The organism is Rhizobium sp. NXC24, from assembly GCF_002944315.1.
GTDB lineage: Bacteria > Pseudomonadota > Alphaproteobacteria > Rhizobiales > Rhizobiaceae > Rhizobium.
Window position 1 is genome coordinate 2375455 of record NZ_CP024311.1, and the last position, 15591, is coordinate 2391045.

A 15591-nucleotide genomic window follows, 5' to 3' on the forward strand; every position below is an offset into this window, starting at 1 on the left:
TAAATATCCGGAAATGCGAATCGCAGTGAAGGATTCGTGGATGGCAAGGATTGGATATGCGCGGGTTTCAACAACCGATCAGCATCTCGGTTTGCAGAAGGACGCGCTCCTGGCGGCGGGTTGCGAGCGGATATTTGAGGATCACGGCGTTTCCGGGAGCGAGAGCAAGCGGTGCGGCCTTACTGGTGTCCTGAGAGCGCTGCGCAAGGGAGATGTGCTGGTGGTCTGGCGGCTGGATCGCCTTGGGCGCTCTGTCGGCCATCTGGTCCAGATCATCACCAGACTCCAGAAGAGGCAGATCGGGTTCCGTTCGGTAACGGAAAACATCGACACGGAGTCCGCCGGTGGCCGGATGGTCTTTCATGTTCTGGCGGCGATGGCGGAATTCGAGCGGTCGATCATTCGGGAGCGGACAGTCGCGGGCATCGCGGCAGCACGGGCGCGGGGGCAGCGGCATGGCCGGAAGCGATCCTTGACCGACGAACAATGCATCGCGGCATCCAAGGATATCGGCGGCGGCGAGCCATGGGAGCAGGTGGCCTCCCGGCTCCGTGTCCATCCACGAACCTTGAAGCGCGCCATCGCGAAGGTTTACGGTGGGGTTCCAGACGGCATCAACTAACAATTTTCAGGGCATTCTTTTCAGACATCGACATAGAGACATGAGTGCATTCAACACGATTTCCCAAGAACTTATCGATGCGTGGTTGCAGTCCGACGCGACAATCTCCCCGGAAAACCTCTATTCGACGGTGATAGGACGGCTGAATATCAAAATGGCACTCTCCGTCGTCACGACGGCAGCCGACGATCCTTACGACTGGCGATTTCGCCGGGTGAGAGACTTCGGATTCAGAAGCCCTCAACTGGATCGGATGAAGCAGCAGTTTCCCGATGCCGCGCTGCGTGACCTCGACCGACGCTTTATCGATGATGCGATCATTGCCGCCTACTCGCGGGCCTTGGAGGCGAAGCGCCCCGCGATTGACCTGGTGAGAACGAAGCTTCTCGGTGTCCGGATCGGCTACGAGCGCCTGATCCTGCCGCAGAAATGCGACGCGAAACCCCGTTGGTGCGTCAGCCTGGTCGAAGGGCGTTTCTTCATTTCTCCGATGCAGGAGGCGAAGACCGACATCACGGACGATAATATCATCCAGCTTCTTATCGAGGGGCAGGCCACGAAAGAAATCGCCGAGCTTCTGCACCTGTCGCCAAGGACGATCGAACACCGGATTGACAGGCTGAAGAACCGATTTGAGGCGAGGAACCTGGTCCATCTGGTGGCGAAGCTAGTTGCCACTCAGGTCAGCCGCCGTGCAAACGACGAGAGGACGGACGCCCTCCCCGATCAATGATCAGCGCGCCGGGTGGGATCATTGGAACAGGCTGAGAAGAGCTTGGGGTTGCGAATTCGCGATCTGAAGGCTGTGGATGGCGAGTTGCTGTTGTGTCTGCAGAGCATTCATGCGCGCCGAAGCCTCCTCCATGTCGGCATCGATCAGACGGGATACGCCTCGGTCGATTGAATCCATCAGCGTGTCGAGGAATTCCGATTGCATGTCATTCCTCCGCTTGAGGGAGCCCAGCATCGATCCGGCATTCGTCAGTTTGCCGAGCATGGACTCGACGCCGTCCAGATAGCGATCCAGATCGGCGGTGTCGGAGGTGATGTCGATATCGAGAAGATCGAAGTCCGCGAGGTCTCCGTATCCGTCATAGGCACGGCCGATGCCGATGGAGGTCTTGCTTCCCGACGCCTTGTTAATGATCTCGTCCGCTTCGTAGAGGATGTAGCCTCCTGCATTCGTCGCCGTCACGCCGACATTCTGCGCCTGCATCGCGGCATTGAGGACTGTCGCGAGGTCGTCGGCCGAGGTCACGTCACCCGTCGTCGTCCCCAGCGCCTGATCTACTGTGTCGCGGGTGATCTCGAGAGTCGTTATGGTGCCGTTGATCCTGATGGGGACATAGATCTGCGCGGTGCTATGGACGTTGAATGGTCCGTCCCAGTAGCTGACGACCGCCGGGCGCGAGCCATAGTCCGTTCCGGTCGCCGCAAGGCCGCCGGTCTTTCCGTCAGCCAGCGTCGAGGAGACATTGAGCACTTGGATGGACGATCCCGTTAGCCCGGAGGTCTCGAGGGACAGGAGCGCGTATCCGTCGGTCGTCCCGCTCTGGCTGGCAAACTGCGCTCCCAGCGGAATGATCGCCTGGCGCACGAGCCATGCAAACTGGTCGCGCGAGGAGATCATTCCGTTCAGGGTCGGGTAGACCTGATCCATGAGGGTCCGGTTCAGCGTCACGCTCACGGTAGTCCCGCCGCCAGGAGAGGTCGTGTTCGACGGATCGTCGGCATCGAGAACCATCTGGAAGGTGATCGCGGTCGAGTCGTCGGTGAAGACGAGCGGGCCATCGAACGTGAAGCTCTGGATGGCTCCGCCGCCATAGGTGAAGGTGTCTGTATTGCGCAGACCACCGATCGTGCCTGGGCTGCGGTCGTCCTTCTCCAGAAGGCCGCCGCCCGTAGTGTTGAACAGAGACAATCCGGCAAGACCGACATCCGTAGTGGTGACCCTGACCGATGATCCCTGGCGGACGAATCCTGTCGTGAGGGAGGTGCGGCTGCTGGACTGGTCGTAGATGTCAGCAATGTCCGTGTTCAACCAGTTCTGGCCACTGAAGCTCACCGACGTTGCGATCGAGACCGCCTGCTGCTTGAGCTGTTCCAGTTCGCCCTGGATCTTCGTCCTGTCAACTCCGGATTCCATAGCGGCGACGATCCGGGACTTGAATGCGTCGACCACTTCGATGGTGGCCTCGATGCCGGCATAGGTGGTGTCGATCTTCGCGGCTCCGAAAGCCATCGCATCCTGGGCCGCTGACATGGAACGGGCATCCGACCGCATCATGGTCGAAATGGACCAATAGGCGGCATTATCCGATGCCGTTGCCACTCTGAGCCCGGAAGAAACCTCAGCCTGCGTTCTTTCCAGTGTCCCGGAAATGATCCGCAAAGTCTGAAGCGCTGCGATAGCTGAAGTGTTCGTGTTAATGGTCGTCATGAAATGCCGCTGGAATTGAACTGGAGAACAGGGGCATCGTCATGAGCCAGGGGCGGAAACTCCGTGCGTGAATATGGTCAAGGGAGCGTTAACAAGCGCCACAATGCGGCAGGGGGAAATCCCCCTGAAATGTTACCCATTAAAGCGAGCTTCCGGCAGAAGCGGCCGTCGAGTTGAACGTCGGGCCGGAAGGATTCCAGACGTGGAAACAGCTCGAGGAACTGTCGACTGCCCAAAGGCCACCGCTGTCCTGCTACTCCTTCTGCTCCAATCCGATGCGCAGCTCTTCGTCGGTCAGCCCGAAGGCGACCTAGGACAACCGCTTCATCGCCGACAGCAGCGTGCCAGCCATGAGATTGGAGAAACGTCGGCGACGGTTCATTTTCTCGAGCCATAACGCCAAAATACCGGTTCTCGGCGACGCCGAACAGATTATCGGTCTCCAATCGGTTATTGACGGCGGAGTCGAACGAACCGTCACGCGGAAGAGTTGTGTGGATCGATCGAGGTAGCGAAGGTCAAGGATCTTGTGAAGAACCTACTGGAAGGCGGTCAGAAAGCTTTCACGATCCGCCGCGCGAAATACGGCTTTTGACCATCGGAAGCCGCGTAGGTGTCGTACACCCATTTGGGGGGATACGGTGCACGTCGCGCAAGTCATGCTTCATGCTTCGGATTCCCGGCAAATGTTTCAGGCATAGCTTGGATTTCGCCGTCTACTCTTCAGCAAGAGCGCGCTCGATGTCCGCCCGAATTTCCGCTGCTGACATTGTGGCGTGCACGCCCGCCCACGTCTTGTCCGATTGGTTCCACATGCTGCCTTTGGAGACTATCAGGAATTTCCCCGACAGTTGCCGCAGCACGGTCTTCGCGTGATCAGGAACCGGAACCTCGTTTCCGTCCTCGTCAAATTCCCATACGCCATGCTCGGCAATGGCATAGTCGTAGTCCTCCCCATCGACGCGGAGGATCTCTTCGTTGTGCCCTACCTCCTCGTAGACTCCGCTCGGAGACATCCTCTTCAAATCCAGTAGGAAGAAGGATTCGATGGGGGACTTCTCGATGTATTCGAAAGTCCCCCGGCCGGGGAGCATCTCGAGCTGGCCGGTCTCACTCAGATCGAAGAGCAGCCTTCTGCCATCTTCGTGCACTTGGACGCCCGTTAACGGGAGATGCCCGTTCGGGGTGAGGTAAGAATAATTCGCTTCCATGAAATGGCGCAGGATATCAGCAAGTTCGTAGGGATCGGACCAGCTCCGTGACCGAGGAATATCGTCGCCGAAAGCTCTCCGGATGGCTGCCCTCCAGATACCATCGAGTTGCTTGTGGTAGTCCGCCTGCTTCTGCTGGAATTCGTCCATCGTGATTCTCCCGTCTCCGTTTCAGTTCTAAACGAAGACAACTGGAAGGACCATTGCGCGAGCATCAGACCGACATGGTCCGTATGTCCTTCGCCCCCAGCAGCGCCCATGATCGTCCCTTGCGTTGCAGCCGACCCTGGATCGATATGAGGCTCCCCTGCTTGTGAGCCTCAACTGCGGCCAGATAGCTCGCAGGGTCGAGACTTACGGACACCTTTATCAGCCCGTGTTCCGGACTATCCCAGTTGACCTGGATGATCCGGTCAGCGTCATCGCTCACTAGATCGGACGGGTCGCCGACGTTGTGCAGGTTGACGATCCGGCCAAAGATTGAGACGTCGGCATCGTCGTCAGCTTTTGTCAGGCGCGCGGCGGCGTCCTTCAGAATGTCGCGGTACCGGCTCTCGATCTTGAACGGCTGCGGCGCCGGGACGTCGGGCTCCCACTCGGGCGAAAGGACGAACGACAGGTCGATGCGAGAAATGCCTGTTCCCTCGATGATTCCAACCATCTCGTTGCACATGTTCGCGTTGAGGCCCTCCGGAGTCGCTAAGATTGGACCGAGATCATCCTGGGAATAGGAATCCTTCAAAGACTGCAGACCGATTGCAATTCTCCGCACGATCTTACGTCCCAAAGGAAGCTCCGGCTCCGCGAAGGGCATGATTGTCTGATTGTTCAAGCCGACAGGGGACTCGATCGCGAGGCCGAAGCTTCCTTTGAAAGTGTGAGCGAACCGACATCCGTCGGCGTAGTCTTTTGCTTCCTTCACGGTTCGGCGGAACGAGCGCTCTCCCGTCAGAACGGTAGTGGCGGAGGCCGCGATGATGCCCTTCATACCGTTCAAGTAGGAGCGAGCGGCCCGGAGTTCGATCGACTCATGTCTCAGATAGTCGTCTGGCACGGTGGCAAGTATCTTGTCGAATGTCAGCGATACGAGGTTGGCGCGAAGTGCGGTCTCCGAGAGGCCATAAATCTGCTGGATGGTTTCGGCTGCGGCCGCTATCTCTGCTCCATCAGCATCTGCCCCGACGCTGTCAGCCGAGAAGAAGATGTTCACCGGAGGCCTGTCGACCTCATCGGCAAGCACCAATCGGATCAGTCTGCCGTCCCTGCTACTTTGCTGCTTCCAACCGCGCCGCACCAGGTAGCGGATGATCGCTTGCTTCGTGACATCCATAGCGCGCTACTCACCGAACGCCGAGAAGGCGGCATCCATCCGCTCCCGATTTCTGTCTAGGATCGAAGTCAAGCTTGCCACGTTCAGCAGATTGCTGCGTGGGAAGCGTACTTGGTGCGTACTGTTCTCGTTCTCCAGCATAGGCCCGGTCACGGTCGTATAGTAGCAACACTTCCTCAGAACCAGCGCGTCCTCGGAGAAATCCATCCAGCCATTCTCGTCCTCAGGAAGACACATCAGTATAAGAATTGCGGGGACGGCTCCGCGACCACGGCCTGCAAGCTTGTTGTAAGCCTTGGACTTCATGCTCCAGAGGACGTGATCGCCTACGATCTTCCAATCCTTCGAGCATTTGAGCTGAAAGTCGACCGTATAACCCGCCTTTACAAGGTTCTGTTTGCCAGAGGCGGGGTCGATTTCCACCCTCCCAATAAGATCGAACTGACCGTCGAATCCATAGTCGAACTCGTCCTTCATGCTTGACCATATACGGGCGGCCGAGGACAGCGCTTGAACGTAGGCGCGGCTTAGCCCCTCCTGCGCATGGTTCCTTGTAAGCAAGATTCCCCCTCGTCCCGCGATGCGATCTGCGGGATAGTCCCTCGAATTGGTTGAGATTTCGTCGACATGGAACCAATAGTCGAGTCCTTCTGTATTGACCATGGGAGCTGCGGAACGATCGGTTACAGTCAGAAGCTGAAAATCGTCAACGGGCGCCGGTCGTTGCCCCGTCCGCATCATCCCTGCCCTCCCGGAACACCTGCACCATCTCCGTCCACAAAGGACTCGGCCACGCCCATTTCCCTGCGCACGGCCGCCACTGACGAAGACCCGCGCCTGCTCCGTCATCTCGTGCTGTATGGACTCAATTTCTTCGACACTGGCGCTAACCTACCGAAGGAATAGAAGGTTTCTCGACATCCGGTTCAGGTCGTATTGCGCCGCGGACAGGTCTTCGTTGGCATTGATGTAGTTCCTAATTGAGGAACTGGAAGACCCACGCCGCAGCGAGGCCATTCCGGTAGCCGATCTGCCAAAAATGTATGGAGCCGAGATCCCCCGTTCTCTGAAGACGCTCAACGGCGGTTGATCTCGCCAGCGACGTTTACTTCGGCTCAATGGTCCCACGCTATCAGATCAGGGAAACATCCGTGACCGAGGTGGGACATGTATTTCGTAGAGCTCTTTGCCGGGGCCGGCGGCATGGGATTGGGTTTGGAAGCTGCCGGGTTGGAGCATCTGCTGTCCTTCGAGAAGGAAAAGGCTCAGCACAGCGTCCTGATGCACGCGGGTAAAGACGCCGTGCGGATGGACCTAAAGGACATCGCGACCGCCTGTTTTGCGATGAAAGAACGCCCGGATCTCATCGCTGGCGGGCCACCATGCCAGGACTTCTCGAGAGCGGGAAAGCGTCAGAAGACAGATCGCGCTAGGCTCACTCAGCATTTCGCACAGATAATCTGCTTGCAGCGCGTCGAATGGTTCATCTTCGAGAACGTCCCGGAGGCCGCTAAGTCGTCCGAGTACAAATGGGCGCGGAGCCTGTGGAAGAGACACGGGTACGGCCTCACGGAAATTCAACTGGATGCGCAAGATTATGGTGTGCCGCAGCGCAGAAAACGGCATATCTGCATCGGCAGACTCGATGAGATCGACGGTTTTCTTTTCAATGACCTCATGGAGGCCGCGACGCCGAAACCGATGACGATCCGGGACATGCTGGACCCAGAGAAATTCCCGGACGACCGTTCGTTGCTCGAGAAAGGTTGCTTTTTCGCGCGTCCCTGGATGGGCAAGTCGGGCGAACCGAACGGACGCGGAATACTGAGTATCGACGAACCATGCGCGACTATCGCTCGCAACACCCACGAACATCCCGGCGACGGATACATCGCTCATCCGAAGGACGAAGGAAAGCTAAAGAACGCTCACATCCTGACACCCGAGCAGGTCGCTCGGATTCAAGGATTCCCAAGCAAGTACAATTTCCAGCGAAAAGCCTATGCTTATGCTCGCGAGGGGTGGCCGGACAAGACCATCAACCTGATGGTCGCAAACGCGGTGCCGGCTCCGATGGTCCAGCGAATCGGGAAGGTCATCTTCGAGCGGCATCACGGCATCGCCTCGACGAAGTTGAACAAGACCTTTGCGATGCCGAAGCTGGACAAGTCCTTTGCCGCACACCTTAAAGAGCAGCGTCCACATCTGTACCGTGACGATCTCGAAAGGATTCAGGCTGACGCGGATCGTGCGAGAACGCTTATCGGTGATCATCCGTATGTCGACACAGCCGGGGCATTGAAGGCTCTCAAGAGCAGCAGCAAGACCGGTGTTGCGTTCTCGAAGCTGCCGAAAAAAGAACAGTCGGCCTTGATCAAGGCGCTGACGGAGCATCGTAAATACGAATACAATCAGTTCAACGCTTTCATTGATAGACGGCGCCCTGATCTAACGAAAGCGGCCGTTTACAATATTCGATCAAACATCGTGCGCGCTCGCAAGATGATCGACGGGCGTATATATGCAAACTTCGCCGTCGAGCTGCAGGCACTGGAAAACAGCATTGAGAATGGCGTCCGATTCCGAGACATGTCGGTCAGACTGAGATCGGACCTCATCCAGGCGCTGACGGATTATCGCGCGTACATCGACGAGACGTGGTCGCCGTCGGTGTGGGCACCGAAGGCGGCGAAAATGCCGAACCTCGGACATGGCCATAAGCGCAAGCCGCGAAAGCTCCGGATTAGGAAGAAAGGCGACGCCCTGTTGCAGACCACACCGCGCCGAATCCTCAAAGGGCCCATCGACCTCAACAGCAGCAAAAAAGAGGATAACCCGGACGCGCTCACGACGGTGTTCGACGCCGAGTTCTTCCATCTCGATGTCCTACCTGAGCCGCGTCGCCGCACCAGTGACGAAGAAGAGTGGCGCCCTGACGACTACTGGCTTCCCGAGCCCGAGGAACTCGAACCCGAAGGCTGACTTGCTTCACGCGCCGCGGGCACAAACAATCTTCCTACGACAAAGGAGGATTGTCATGCACGCAGCCCATTGAGACGCGTAATGGCATCTCGCAAGCAGAAGCCTGCTGCTCCTGCCGTCATCGTCCCGGATCCGGCTCCTGCGCAGCCGGCCATGACCTATATCACGAATCCTGTGACGGTGGCCGGCATGATACCGCAGACACGCGACGACATCGTCATCCGTGATGGCGTCCGCACTCGACTGGCAGTCATCGAGCGTGCGATCACGGCGTTTGTGGACGAGAAGCTCCGGGAGGGTTTCACCCCCGCAGAGATCGACCAGCTCTATGCGCTCGAGTTGCCGATCCTATTCGGATATCACGTCCAGGCGGGCGTGTGCGGGCATCGTATGATGCTCAGATCGTGGAGCGGGGTGGTTAGAACAAAGCCCCGAACAGGAAACCAGCCACCAGAACCAAGACTGACCAGAAATCGCCGAGGGTCAGGTGAGCGAGGTTCTTCGCTATAGAAGTCAGCGAGAAGATCGCGTACAGCATGAGACCAGTTGATATAAACGCCATGAACCTGAAATACCCACGTCGATGGAATTCAAGGGTATTCAAGCCCTCATGAGTCTTCCCGATTTTCGCGAGTAGTAGGATGCCGGCGAGCGCCATCGTGCACCAAATGGCAACATCGAACCCGAGTGTCAGGGTGATAAGTGATCCTACGATAAGAGCAATGAACGCGGCGAATTTGCTGTCCAGAAAACGCTCACCGGCATTGTGGAGGAACCTGATGATCCCGTTCGATTGTTCATCTTTCGATACTGGCGGAGACACCACAAAGCAGGGTGACGTTGCGGCGCCGACAGCGAGAAGGCCAATACAAGCCGCAACCAACCTGTAATCGGCGTCATTCAGCTCTAGTGCGAGCATCATCGCGAAGAAGACGCCTACTGCGCGTAGTATGGATGCAAACGGCTTGATTCCATACTCCGACGAAGCCCGATAAGGAACAAAAGTCGCCCAAAAAAGACCAAGCATCAGTATCACGGAGGCAGGTAGCAGATCCGCCTTTCCGTACGAATTCATGTCGAACGCTTCAACAATCAGTTCCCACATAACCGCCCCCAAAAGCCCCACAACGCATCTTATCGATACGCGCGGCTGGTACAACCTATCCCTGTTGCATGGAGCCGGGGATCAAGCTCCGGCGATCGGCGAGAAAGGACTTGCCCAAGCCTCACGCCGATCTGACCGACAACATCGTGCCGCCTTTTGCAATCAAGCCGGCGACCACGCGGGAAGTCATTTCCGCCGTCCTCTCGGTGCTTCCGGCAGGCTGGCAGGCCACCGCACTTCCGGGGCGCATAATTATGTATCGCGAGCACCGCGACTATAGCGCAGGCGTCGTCATCGGACGCTCTTGACCCTCAGTTTGCGAATCTATCCCGCTCAGTCTCCAGAATTGCATATGCGTAGCCGAGGTCGAACTTTTCCTTCGGAGGCGCAACGCCCATTCTGGCGGCAAGGATCTTGAGTGTGGGGAAGATGTTTTCGATACCCTCGATTGCAGGTTCAAGAACCGTCATCGTGCTGTAGCTGAACTTGCGTTCTTTATTCTCCACGAGCTGTGGAAGCCAATCTCGCACTGCTTGGACATTGTTGTGAAACGTTACGATCGCAAGCAAGACATGGGCATCAAGGAGTCCAACCTTTCCAGCAAGAGCCTTGTAGAGCGATGGATCCTGTAGATGGATCCGCTCGAGGAAGTGTGCATCGAATTCGCGATGGTTCGCTTCGAAGCTTGCAACCAGCTTCGCAATTCGAGCAAGCTCCTCCCTGAACAGCACGATTTCTCCGAACAGCGCCGCAGCCACCGCATTCGACTCTTCAGACCGGATCCTCGCATCGCGTCGCCGTGTGAGCCAGAAATTAAACAGGGCACCGATGACGAGCGCGATGATGCCGAACAAGGAGCCGGTGACAGACCCCACGAAGGCGGCCTGCGCTCCTTGAAGATTCGACAGCCATTGCCAGGAGCACCCCATGATACCCATGTCGCACATCGGCTATCTTTACCCATCATTGTGAGGCCGCAACGACTTCAGTGATGTCGTAGAAGGACTTGAGGATCCGGTAGCCGATGAGAACGCCGAACAGGGAATAGGCATATGGGATCAGACCGCCAAAGCCAGAGACGGCCTTGCCCCAGCTTCTTCCGGGGCCGCCCTCGATGCTCTTCATGTAGGCGATGATGCAGACTGCAGAGACGATGCCGCCGACAACCAGGATGGTGCCATTAGGCCATGCCGGCCAGACGCCTTCCTGCACGATCCGATAGATCCCGTATATGACGACCAGAAGGATCGCGAACAGTGGCTTGCCAATCATCTCCGCATGCTGTGCCGCTTGCGATTGTTGGACCTGATTAGTCATTCGATTCCCCAATGCCCCAGAGTTGTCGAACAGTAGTCATCGACAACTTCTACAGCAAGTTAGATTTCGCCGGCGTTTGCGCTGGGCAACGGGAGCGCTCACCACGGCACCCAGTTACAGGGAGAATGTGATGTTGAAAAAAGGGGGCCGTCGCGAGCAGGACGGAAGGATTCGACTCCCTCGTCGAGGACACGCGACCGTACGCCGAGATGGATTCGTAGGAGTCAGCGAGTTCACATTCCGAAGTCATCTGAAGGATCATCCTCTGCCTCAGCCTTGGGCTCAGTGATGTATCCGTTCTCGATGAGATGGGATTTCCAAGCCTCGTCGAATCGGAGTTCGGCAGTGCTGCTCGGAGAGATTACAATGACATTCGTAAGATCGTCTGGAGACACATTGGCCGCCATCGCAGCGACGGCGTCGGCGGGGGATACAAAACGATGGCTGCTGGGCGCCGTTGTGACCAGTCGCAGTATATAGTTTGCCAACGGAAGGCTGTCGGTGAGAGCAGAGGTTTTCTCTGGTGTATCGGAGTAAGCAATGTCGTGCACATTCTTCACGAGCGGAGGCAATGGCCTCTCGATACGCCGGGTCTTGCTGTTGTGGAAGAAGATGTATGCAGTCGGCAGCCAATAGTCTCTCAACGTGTGAAACTGGTATATTTCGCCATTCCGCTGCGATATTTTAGCATCTTCGCGCGCGAAGCGTTTGGCCTGCAGTATAAGCGGTATTGTCGCGAGGTCGCCGTTGACATTCTGGCTTTCAATGAAGACGGCTGTGTCGCCGCCCGTGGCCTGTTCTCTCTTCTTCACCTGAAGGTCAATCTTCGAGAAATGGGCTGAACCTGCCTTTCCACCCAGAATTGGCTTGATATCGCGCGCCCACGATATTGACATGCCGCGTAGCTGCCCGAACAATGATCCGTTGAGCGTGCTTTCTTCCTGATAGGCGGGGAGCTCCATCTGAGCAAAGGCCGATGCCCCGGATTGTAGTGCGTTGAAAAGAGCCCACATTAACGTGTCTTCAAATCGCGCCGGGAACGCAAGTTCTTCAGTAATCTCCTGCAAAGATTTGCCTTCTAGGCCCCACGACCGAACTTCTGGCGATGTCATGATGCTCTGAAGGTAGACCGATCTCCAGGCTGCGTTCTGATCTAGTTTTCGAAGGAACTCGGTGTGGCTGACGGTTCCAAGATCTTCCAGAAATAGCCTCTGAAGGCGGAAGGCGCTCTCGTAGCTATAGCCATGCCGTTCACGGAAGGCGTCTAGCGCCTCCAGGAACTCTTTAGCGCTCATTTCGACTTCCATCCAATCAGTCTCGCACAATTTGTCAGCGTTTGCGTCACTACAGCGATTAGCTTTCTTTATCCGGCCCGAGGTCCTCAAAAAACCGCTTTGCTTGGGCGTCCCGCATCGCGTTCTCCAAAGACTGCGCCATCTCCTCGAAGATCGACCCCATCTTTCTCAGGTAGTCCTGAGTGATGTCGGTATGCTTATTTCCGTCGGTGTTGAATCCATTGCGATGGACGCAGTCATGTCGCTTCTGCACCGAGCTGACGGCCAGTGCGCGGTCATCCTTGTCCTTCGGCAGGATCGGTTTCCCGAATGCCGTCTCCGAGATGCGGCTGACGAGGATCAGCTTGTGGAACGAGAGGCCCTGAAGCGTCGCCCGGAGCATGTCGCGGACGATGGTGGGCTTGTCGAGGACAGTATCGAGACTGAGCTGCTTGTCGTGCAAGCCGAGCGCTTCCAGCTTGATCAGTTGCCGCTGCACCTTCACATCCGCGAGCGCGGATCCGATGATGGCGTCAGCGAAGTAGGCTTCAATGATGGAATACAACGTGCCAAACAGCATGCGATTTCGACTGCTGCCGCCGTCAAGTTCGCTTAATGCGCTGACATTCGCTTTCCATTCCCTCATCGCATCCAGGAAGATGCCATAGGCCCCCGGCTCCGGGAGCGGCTCGTCCCAATCGTCGTCGGATGTGTCGAGTTCGTGTATGGAGACATCGAAGCCGGGCTGTCCCTCGAGATAGGCCGTGCGGATGCCGTTCCTCTTGCGGAGCCTAACGGTCCACTCGTGATCCTCTTCGGGATTCAGGCACGACACTTCCTCGGCGTAGTCGTGATCGTCCCCCGGAACCTTCAGCCACGCTGCTGCAGGATGGCCGCAATGAGGGCAAAGAAAGGTGACTTCGATATCGACGGGTTCAGCGGCCCATTGCTCGATCATCAGCTCGCTCATCGATCCCATAGGCCGCTCCTAGTCAGCGCTTGCGCGTCGTTCATCATGCTTCATTTCCACCATTCAGTGCCGATGTCGATCCACGCCCCTTTGAAGCGGCACGGATCATCGCCGGGAACCGTGACACCCTCTGGAACGAGATACCCGAGCAGCCAGCCGAAAGAGCTGTCCGTCGCAAGGTGCCCCGGAGAGAAATGTTCGGGAACGTAGGCCACCTGCGCACTGCTGTCGATGATCCCAACAACGGTGTAGCACGCGACCACGAAGGCCGAGCAGATGAACCTTTTCTGCGCATACTCTTCTGTAGTCGAGTACTTGCTGTAGTTCTCGCTGACGAACTGCAACTGTCCTGCGAAGTACTCGCGGCTCTTCGCAACAAAACGGACAGCGGTGGCGACGTCGTAGAATCTCGCCTCTTTCACGACCGCGTCGACGAATTCCTTCAGGCGGCGCGGTCGATCACCGCCGAACCCGCATTGGCTTCGTAGAACAGCAACGTATTCCGCCCCATCAAGGATTCCTTCGACAGGATTCTTCTTCACTCCGCCTGGAACATTGGATTCCGCAATTTCCCCATCCCCGACGTAGATCGCCGCGTGCGTGTAAGGGCTGTTGGTAGAGCGAGAGATCGCGGCTTGGTGGAGCTGTGCAGAACTCGGTTTGTAGAGGAGGATGTCGCCGTGCAGCAAATCCGAGAGCTCTATGATCAGTTTGCCGTCACCAGCCCGTAATTTCATTCCCACTGCCTTCGCGTCCACACCATTCCCACTCATCTACAGCCCCCTGCGTTGTACGGTTACCTCGAATTGCAGAACGCGTATCACCACACGCTTTCAGAAGCATGAATTTCCGCCGGCGTTTGCGTAGGCACATCGGGCGCACACCATTGTCGTATCGAATGCGAAGAAGGTGCGCCGATGGTCGATGACGAGTTGGAGAAATTGGACGGCAGCGGGGGCAGCGGATCCGGGTCTTATCCTATCAGGGGGGACGGCAAAACGAGTTCACAAGCGCCAAAAAATATCACGGATATATCCGCGAGTGCCGAAAAACCACACATCGTAAGCCATTGCTATAAAACGGCTTTTTCTGAGCGCCGTCCCGCCAAAAAGTGTTGACAGGGGCGACGTGGTCCGGTGTTCCTATGTGCGTACTCAACAGCACAAGGATCAGTACAGTGTACCTTGCAGACTTCGTTACATACGGCAGTGAGCGCTACTTCAGCTCGACCAACCTGAAAGAAGGCAAGACCCGTATCGAGCGCGTCAGCAATGAGGCGTTCGAGCGCTTCATTCGCAACGTCTTGACGATGCCCGATCCGCTCAACGCGACCTCCAACGTGGAGGTGTCGGAATGAGCCATCTTTTCGAGGATTCTCCGGAGAGCCTGGCGGAGCTCGTCGCCTACGTGGACTCCAGTCTTCTGCAGCTCGCGCTTGAGCTTCAGATGCGCCATTGGTTCCCTAGCTCGAACGCGACCATGCGGCAGGCTTCTATCGCCTTGTGGTCCTATATCGACGTGGACGGTGAACTGGGTGTGCGCATCAGCTTCGGCGATGTCGTCGAACTCCCGCACGAAGCAAAAAAAGACGCACTGTTTCACGCCTTCGGCTCGTCGAGGTCGTATGCGGAGCTTTCGCTGGCGGTCCAGGAACTGATCCACAACTGGGCGTCGCCGTCGACCTTGGTCGGCATGCTGCGTGCCGCACACCCGCGCCTTATTGGAGACCGCCATTGCGCAGAAGGAGCAGCAGCATGAGCGACATCGATACCGCGCTGCGTATGCCTCTCGTAGATCACGAGTTCCGCTTCCGCCTTTCTGGCCCCGTCTGGACTGGCTGCGACGAGGGGTGGATCCGCGAGATGACGCTCCAGTCCCGTGACTGGCTGGATTCGCAACCGCACGTCGTCGGATCCGTGCCCTACGAGGACGAGCTTTTCGCTTGCCTGTGGCGCGACCCCGATCGCTCACAGGGAGTCGACATCGTCTACATGATCATCGCGACCGAAGCGTACATCGACGCTCACCGTGACGATCGTCAGGGAGCGATCGCGGTCACACTCAGCCTCGGTGCGGGCAAGTCTTGCTACGACGTCGCGGATAAACTGCAGACCGAAGAATACCTCCACGACCTTCAGGAGGTGCTTGACGTTGTCCTTGGGCAAGGGCGCCTGCGCGTAGTCTGAGCCGCGCTCGGAACCTTGAAGCCCCCGATACCGGGGGCTTTCATTTCTCATTGCCATTCGTTCCGAAGCTTGCAGGGGACCAGGTGACGCTCCTCTTCAGACACTGATCTGAGACGAGAGCGAATGCCCGTAAGACCTTCGACATCGCCGACAA

Annotated in this window: 17 protein-coding genes; 7 read left to right on the forward strand and 10 right to left on the reverse strand. The window is 57.3% G+C overall.

What is annotated here, in order from left to right:
- Positions 1-40: 40 nt before the first annotated feature.
- Positions 41-622, forward strand: a complete 582-nt coding sequence (locus NXC24_RS11710; RefSeq protein WP_104825126.1) for a recombinase family protein — start codon at positions 41-43, stop codon at positions 620-622.
- Positions 597-1355 carry a helix-turn-helix transcriptional regulator gene (locus tag NXC24_RS11715; RefSeq protein WP_158704463.1) on the forward strand — a complete coding sequence of 253 codons (759 nt, stop codon included), beginning with the start codon at positions 597-599 and terminating at the stop codon, positions 1353-1355. Before NXC24_RS11710 ends, NXC24_RS11715 begins: the two co-directional genes overlap by 26 nt.
- Before the next feature lie 18 nt (positions 1356-1373).
- Here NXC24_RS11715 and NXC24_RS11720 read toward each other — a convergent pair whose 3' ends face one another.
- From NXC24_RS11720 to NXC24_RS11735, 4 genes are all read right to left on the reverse strand, one after another.
- Positions 1374-3062 (reverse strand): flagellin, encoded by a 1689-nt coding sequence (locus NXC24_RS11720; protein ID WP_104823442.1) that lies wholly within the window; start codon positions 3060-3062, stop codon positions 1374-1376.
- 716 nt (positions 3063-3778) lie between these two features.
- Positions 3779-4423, reverse strand: coding sequence for a hypothetical protein (locus tag NXC24_RS11725; RefSeq protein WP_104823443.1), 645 nt, complete (start codon positions 4421-4423; stop codon positions 3779-3781).
- A 64-nt stretch (positions 4424-4487) separates the two neighbouring features.
- Complete coding sequence (locus NXC24_RS11730; RefSeq protein ID WP_104823444.1) at positions 4488-5603, reverse strand: hypothetical protein; 1116 nt, start codon at positions 5601-5603, stop codon at positions 4488-4490.
- 6 nt (positions 5604-5609) lie between these two features.
- On the reverse strand, positions 5610-6344 hold the full coding sequence (locus tag NXC24_RS11735) for a DUF4365 domain-containing protein (RefSeq protein ID WP_245463845.1): 735 nt from the start codon (positions 6342-6344) through the stop codon (positions 5610-5612).
- 426 nt (positions 6345-6770) lie between these two features.
- On the opposite strand from NXC24_RS11735, the gene NXC24_RS11740 reads away from it, so the two are divergent.
- A complete protein-coding gene (locus tag NXC24_RS11740; RefSeq protein WP_104823445.1) occupies positions 6771-8585 on the forward strand; it encodes a DNA cytosine methyltransferase in 1815 nt (604 codons plus the stop codon).
- A 418-nt stretch (positions 8586-9003) separates the two neighbouring features.
- Here the strand turns inward: NXC24_RS11740 and NXC24_RS11745 are convergent, their stop codons facing one another.
- Complete coding sequence (locus tag NXC24_RS11745) at positions 9004-9690, reverse strand: hypothetical protein (RefSeq protein WP_104823446.1); 687 nt, start codon at positions 9688-9690, stop codon at positions 9004-9006.
- Between the two features lie 110 nt (positions 9691-9800).
- Between NXC24_RS11745 and NXC24_RS11750 the strand changes: the two genes are divergently transcribed.
- On the forward strand, positions 9801-9998 hold the full coding sequence (locus tag NXC24_RS11750; RefSeq protein ID WP_158704464.1) for a hypothetical protein: 198 nt from the start codon (positions 9801-9803) through the stop codon (positions 9996-9998).
- Positions 9999-10001: 3 nt separating this feature from the next.
- On the opposite strand, the gene NXC24_RS11755 is transcribed toward NXC24_RS11750, so the two are convergent.
- From NXC24_RS11755 to NXC24_RS11775, 5 genes are all read right to left on the reverse strand, one after another.
- Complete coding sequence (locus tag NXC24_RS11755; RefSeq protein ID WP_104823448.1) at positions 10002-10628, reverse strand: hypothetical protein; 627 nt, start codon at positions 10626-10628, stop codon at positions 10002-10004.
- A gap of 25 nt (positions 10629-10653) precedes the next feature.
- On the reverse strand, positions 10654-11007 hold the full coding sequence (locus NXC24_RS11760) for a hypothetical protein (protein WP_104823449.1): 354 nt from the start codon (positions 11005-11007) through the stop codon (positions 10654-10656).
- A gap of 233 nt (positions 11008-11240) precedes the next feature.
- Positions 11241-12314, reverse strand: coding sequence for a hypothetical protein (locus NXC24_RS11765; RefSeq protein ID WP_158704465.1), 1074 nt, complete (start codon positions 12312-12314; stop codon positions 11241-11243).
- 46 nt (positions 12315-12360) lie between these two features.
- Positions 12361-13260, reverse strand: coding sequence for a hypothetical protein (locus tag NXC24_RS11770; RefSeq protein ID WP_104823451.1), 900 nt, complete (start codon positions 13258-13260; stop codon positions 12361-12363).
- A 41-nt stretch (positions 13261-13301) separates the two neighbouring features.
- A complete protein-coding gene (locus NXC24_RS11775) occupies positions 13302-14024 on the reverse strand; it encodes a hypothetical protein (protein WP_104823452.1) in 723 nt (240 codons plus the stop codon).
- Between the two features lie 404 nt (positions 14025-14428).
- On the opposite strand from NXC24_RS11775, the gene NXC24_RS11780 reads away from it, so the two are divergent.
- Genes NXC24_RS11780 through NXC24_RS11790 form a run of 3 tightly spaced genes read left to right on the forward strand, consistent with a single transcriptional unit; the run spans position 14429 to position 15437 of the window.
- Positions 14429-14608 carry a hypothetical protein gene (locus NXC24_RS11780; RefSeq protein ID WP_104823453.1) on the forward strand — a complete coding sequence of 60 codons (180 nt, stop codon included), beginning with the start codon at positions 14429-14431 and terminating at the stop codon, positions 14606-14608.
- On the forward strand, positions 14605-15009 hold the full coding sequence (locus NXC24_RS11785) for a hypothetical protein (RefSeq protein ID WP_104823454.1): 405 nt from the start codon (positions 14605-14607) through the stop codon (positions 15007-15009). Before NXC24_RS11780 ends, NXC24_RS11785 begins: the two co-directional genes overlap by 4 nt.
- On the forward strand, positions 15006-15437 hold the full coding sequence (locus NXC24_RS11790) for a hypothetical protein (protein ID WP_104823455.1): 432 nt from the start codon (positions 15006-15008) through the stop codon (positions 15435-15437). The genes NXC24_RS11785 and NXC24_RS11790 overlap by 4 nt, the downstream gene beginning before the upstream one ends.
- The last annotated feature ends 154 nt before the right edge of the window (positions 15438-15591 follow it).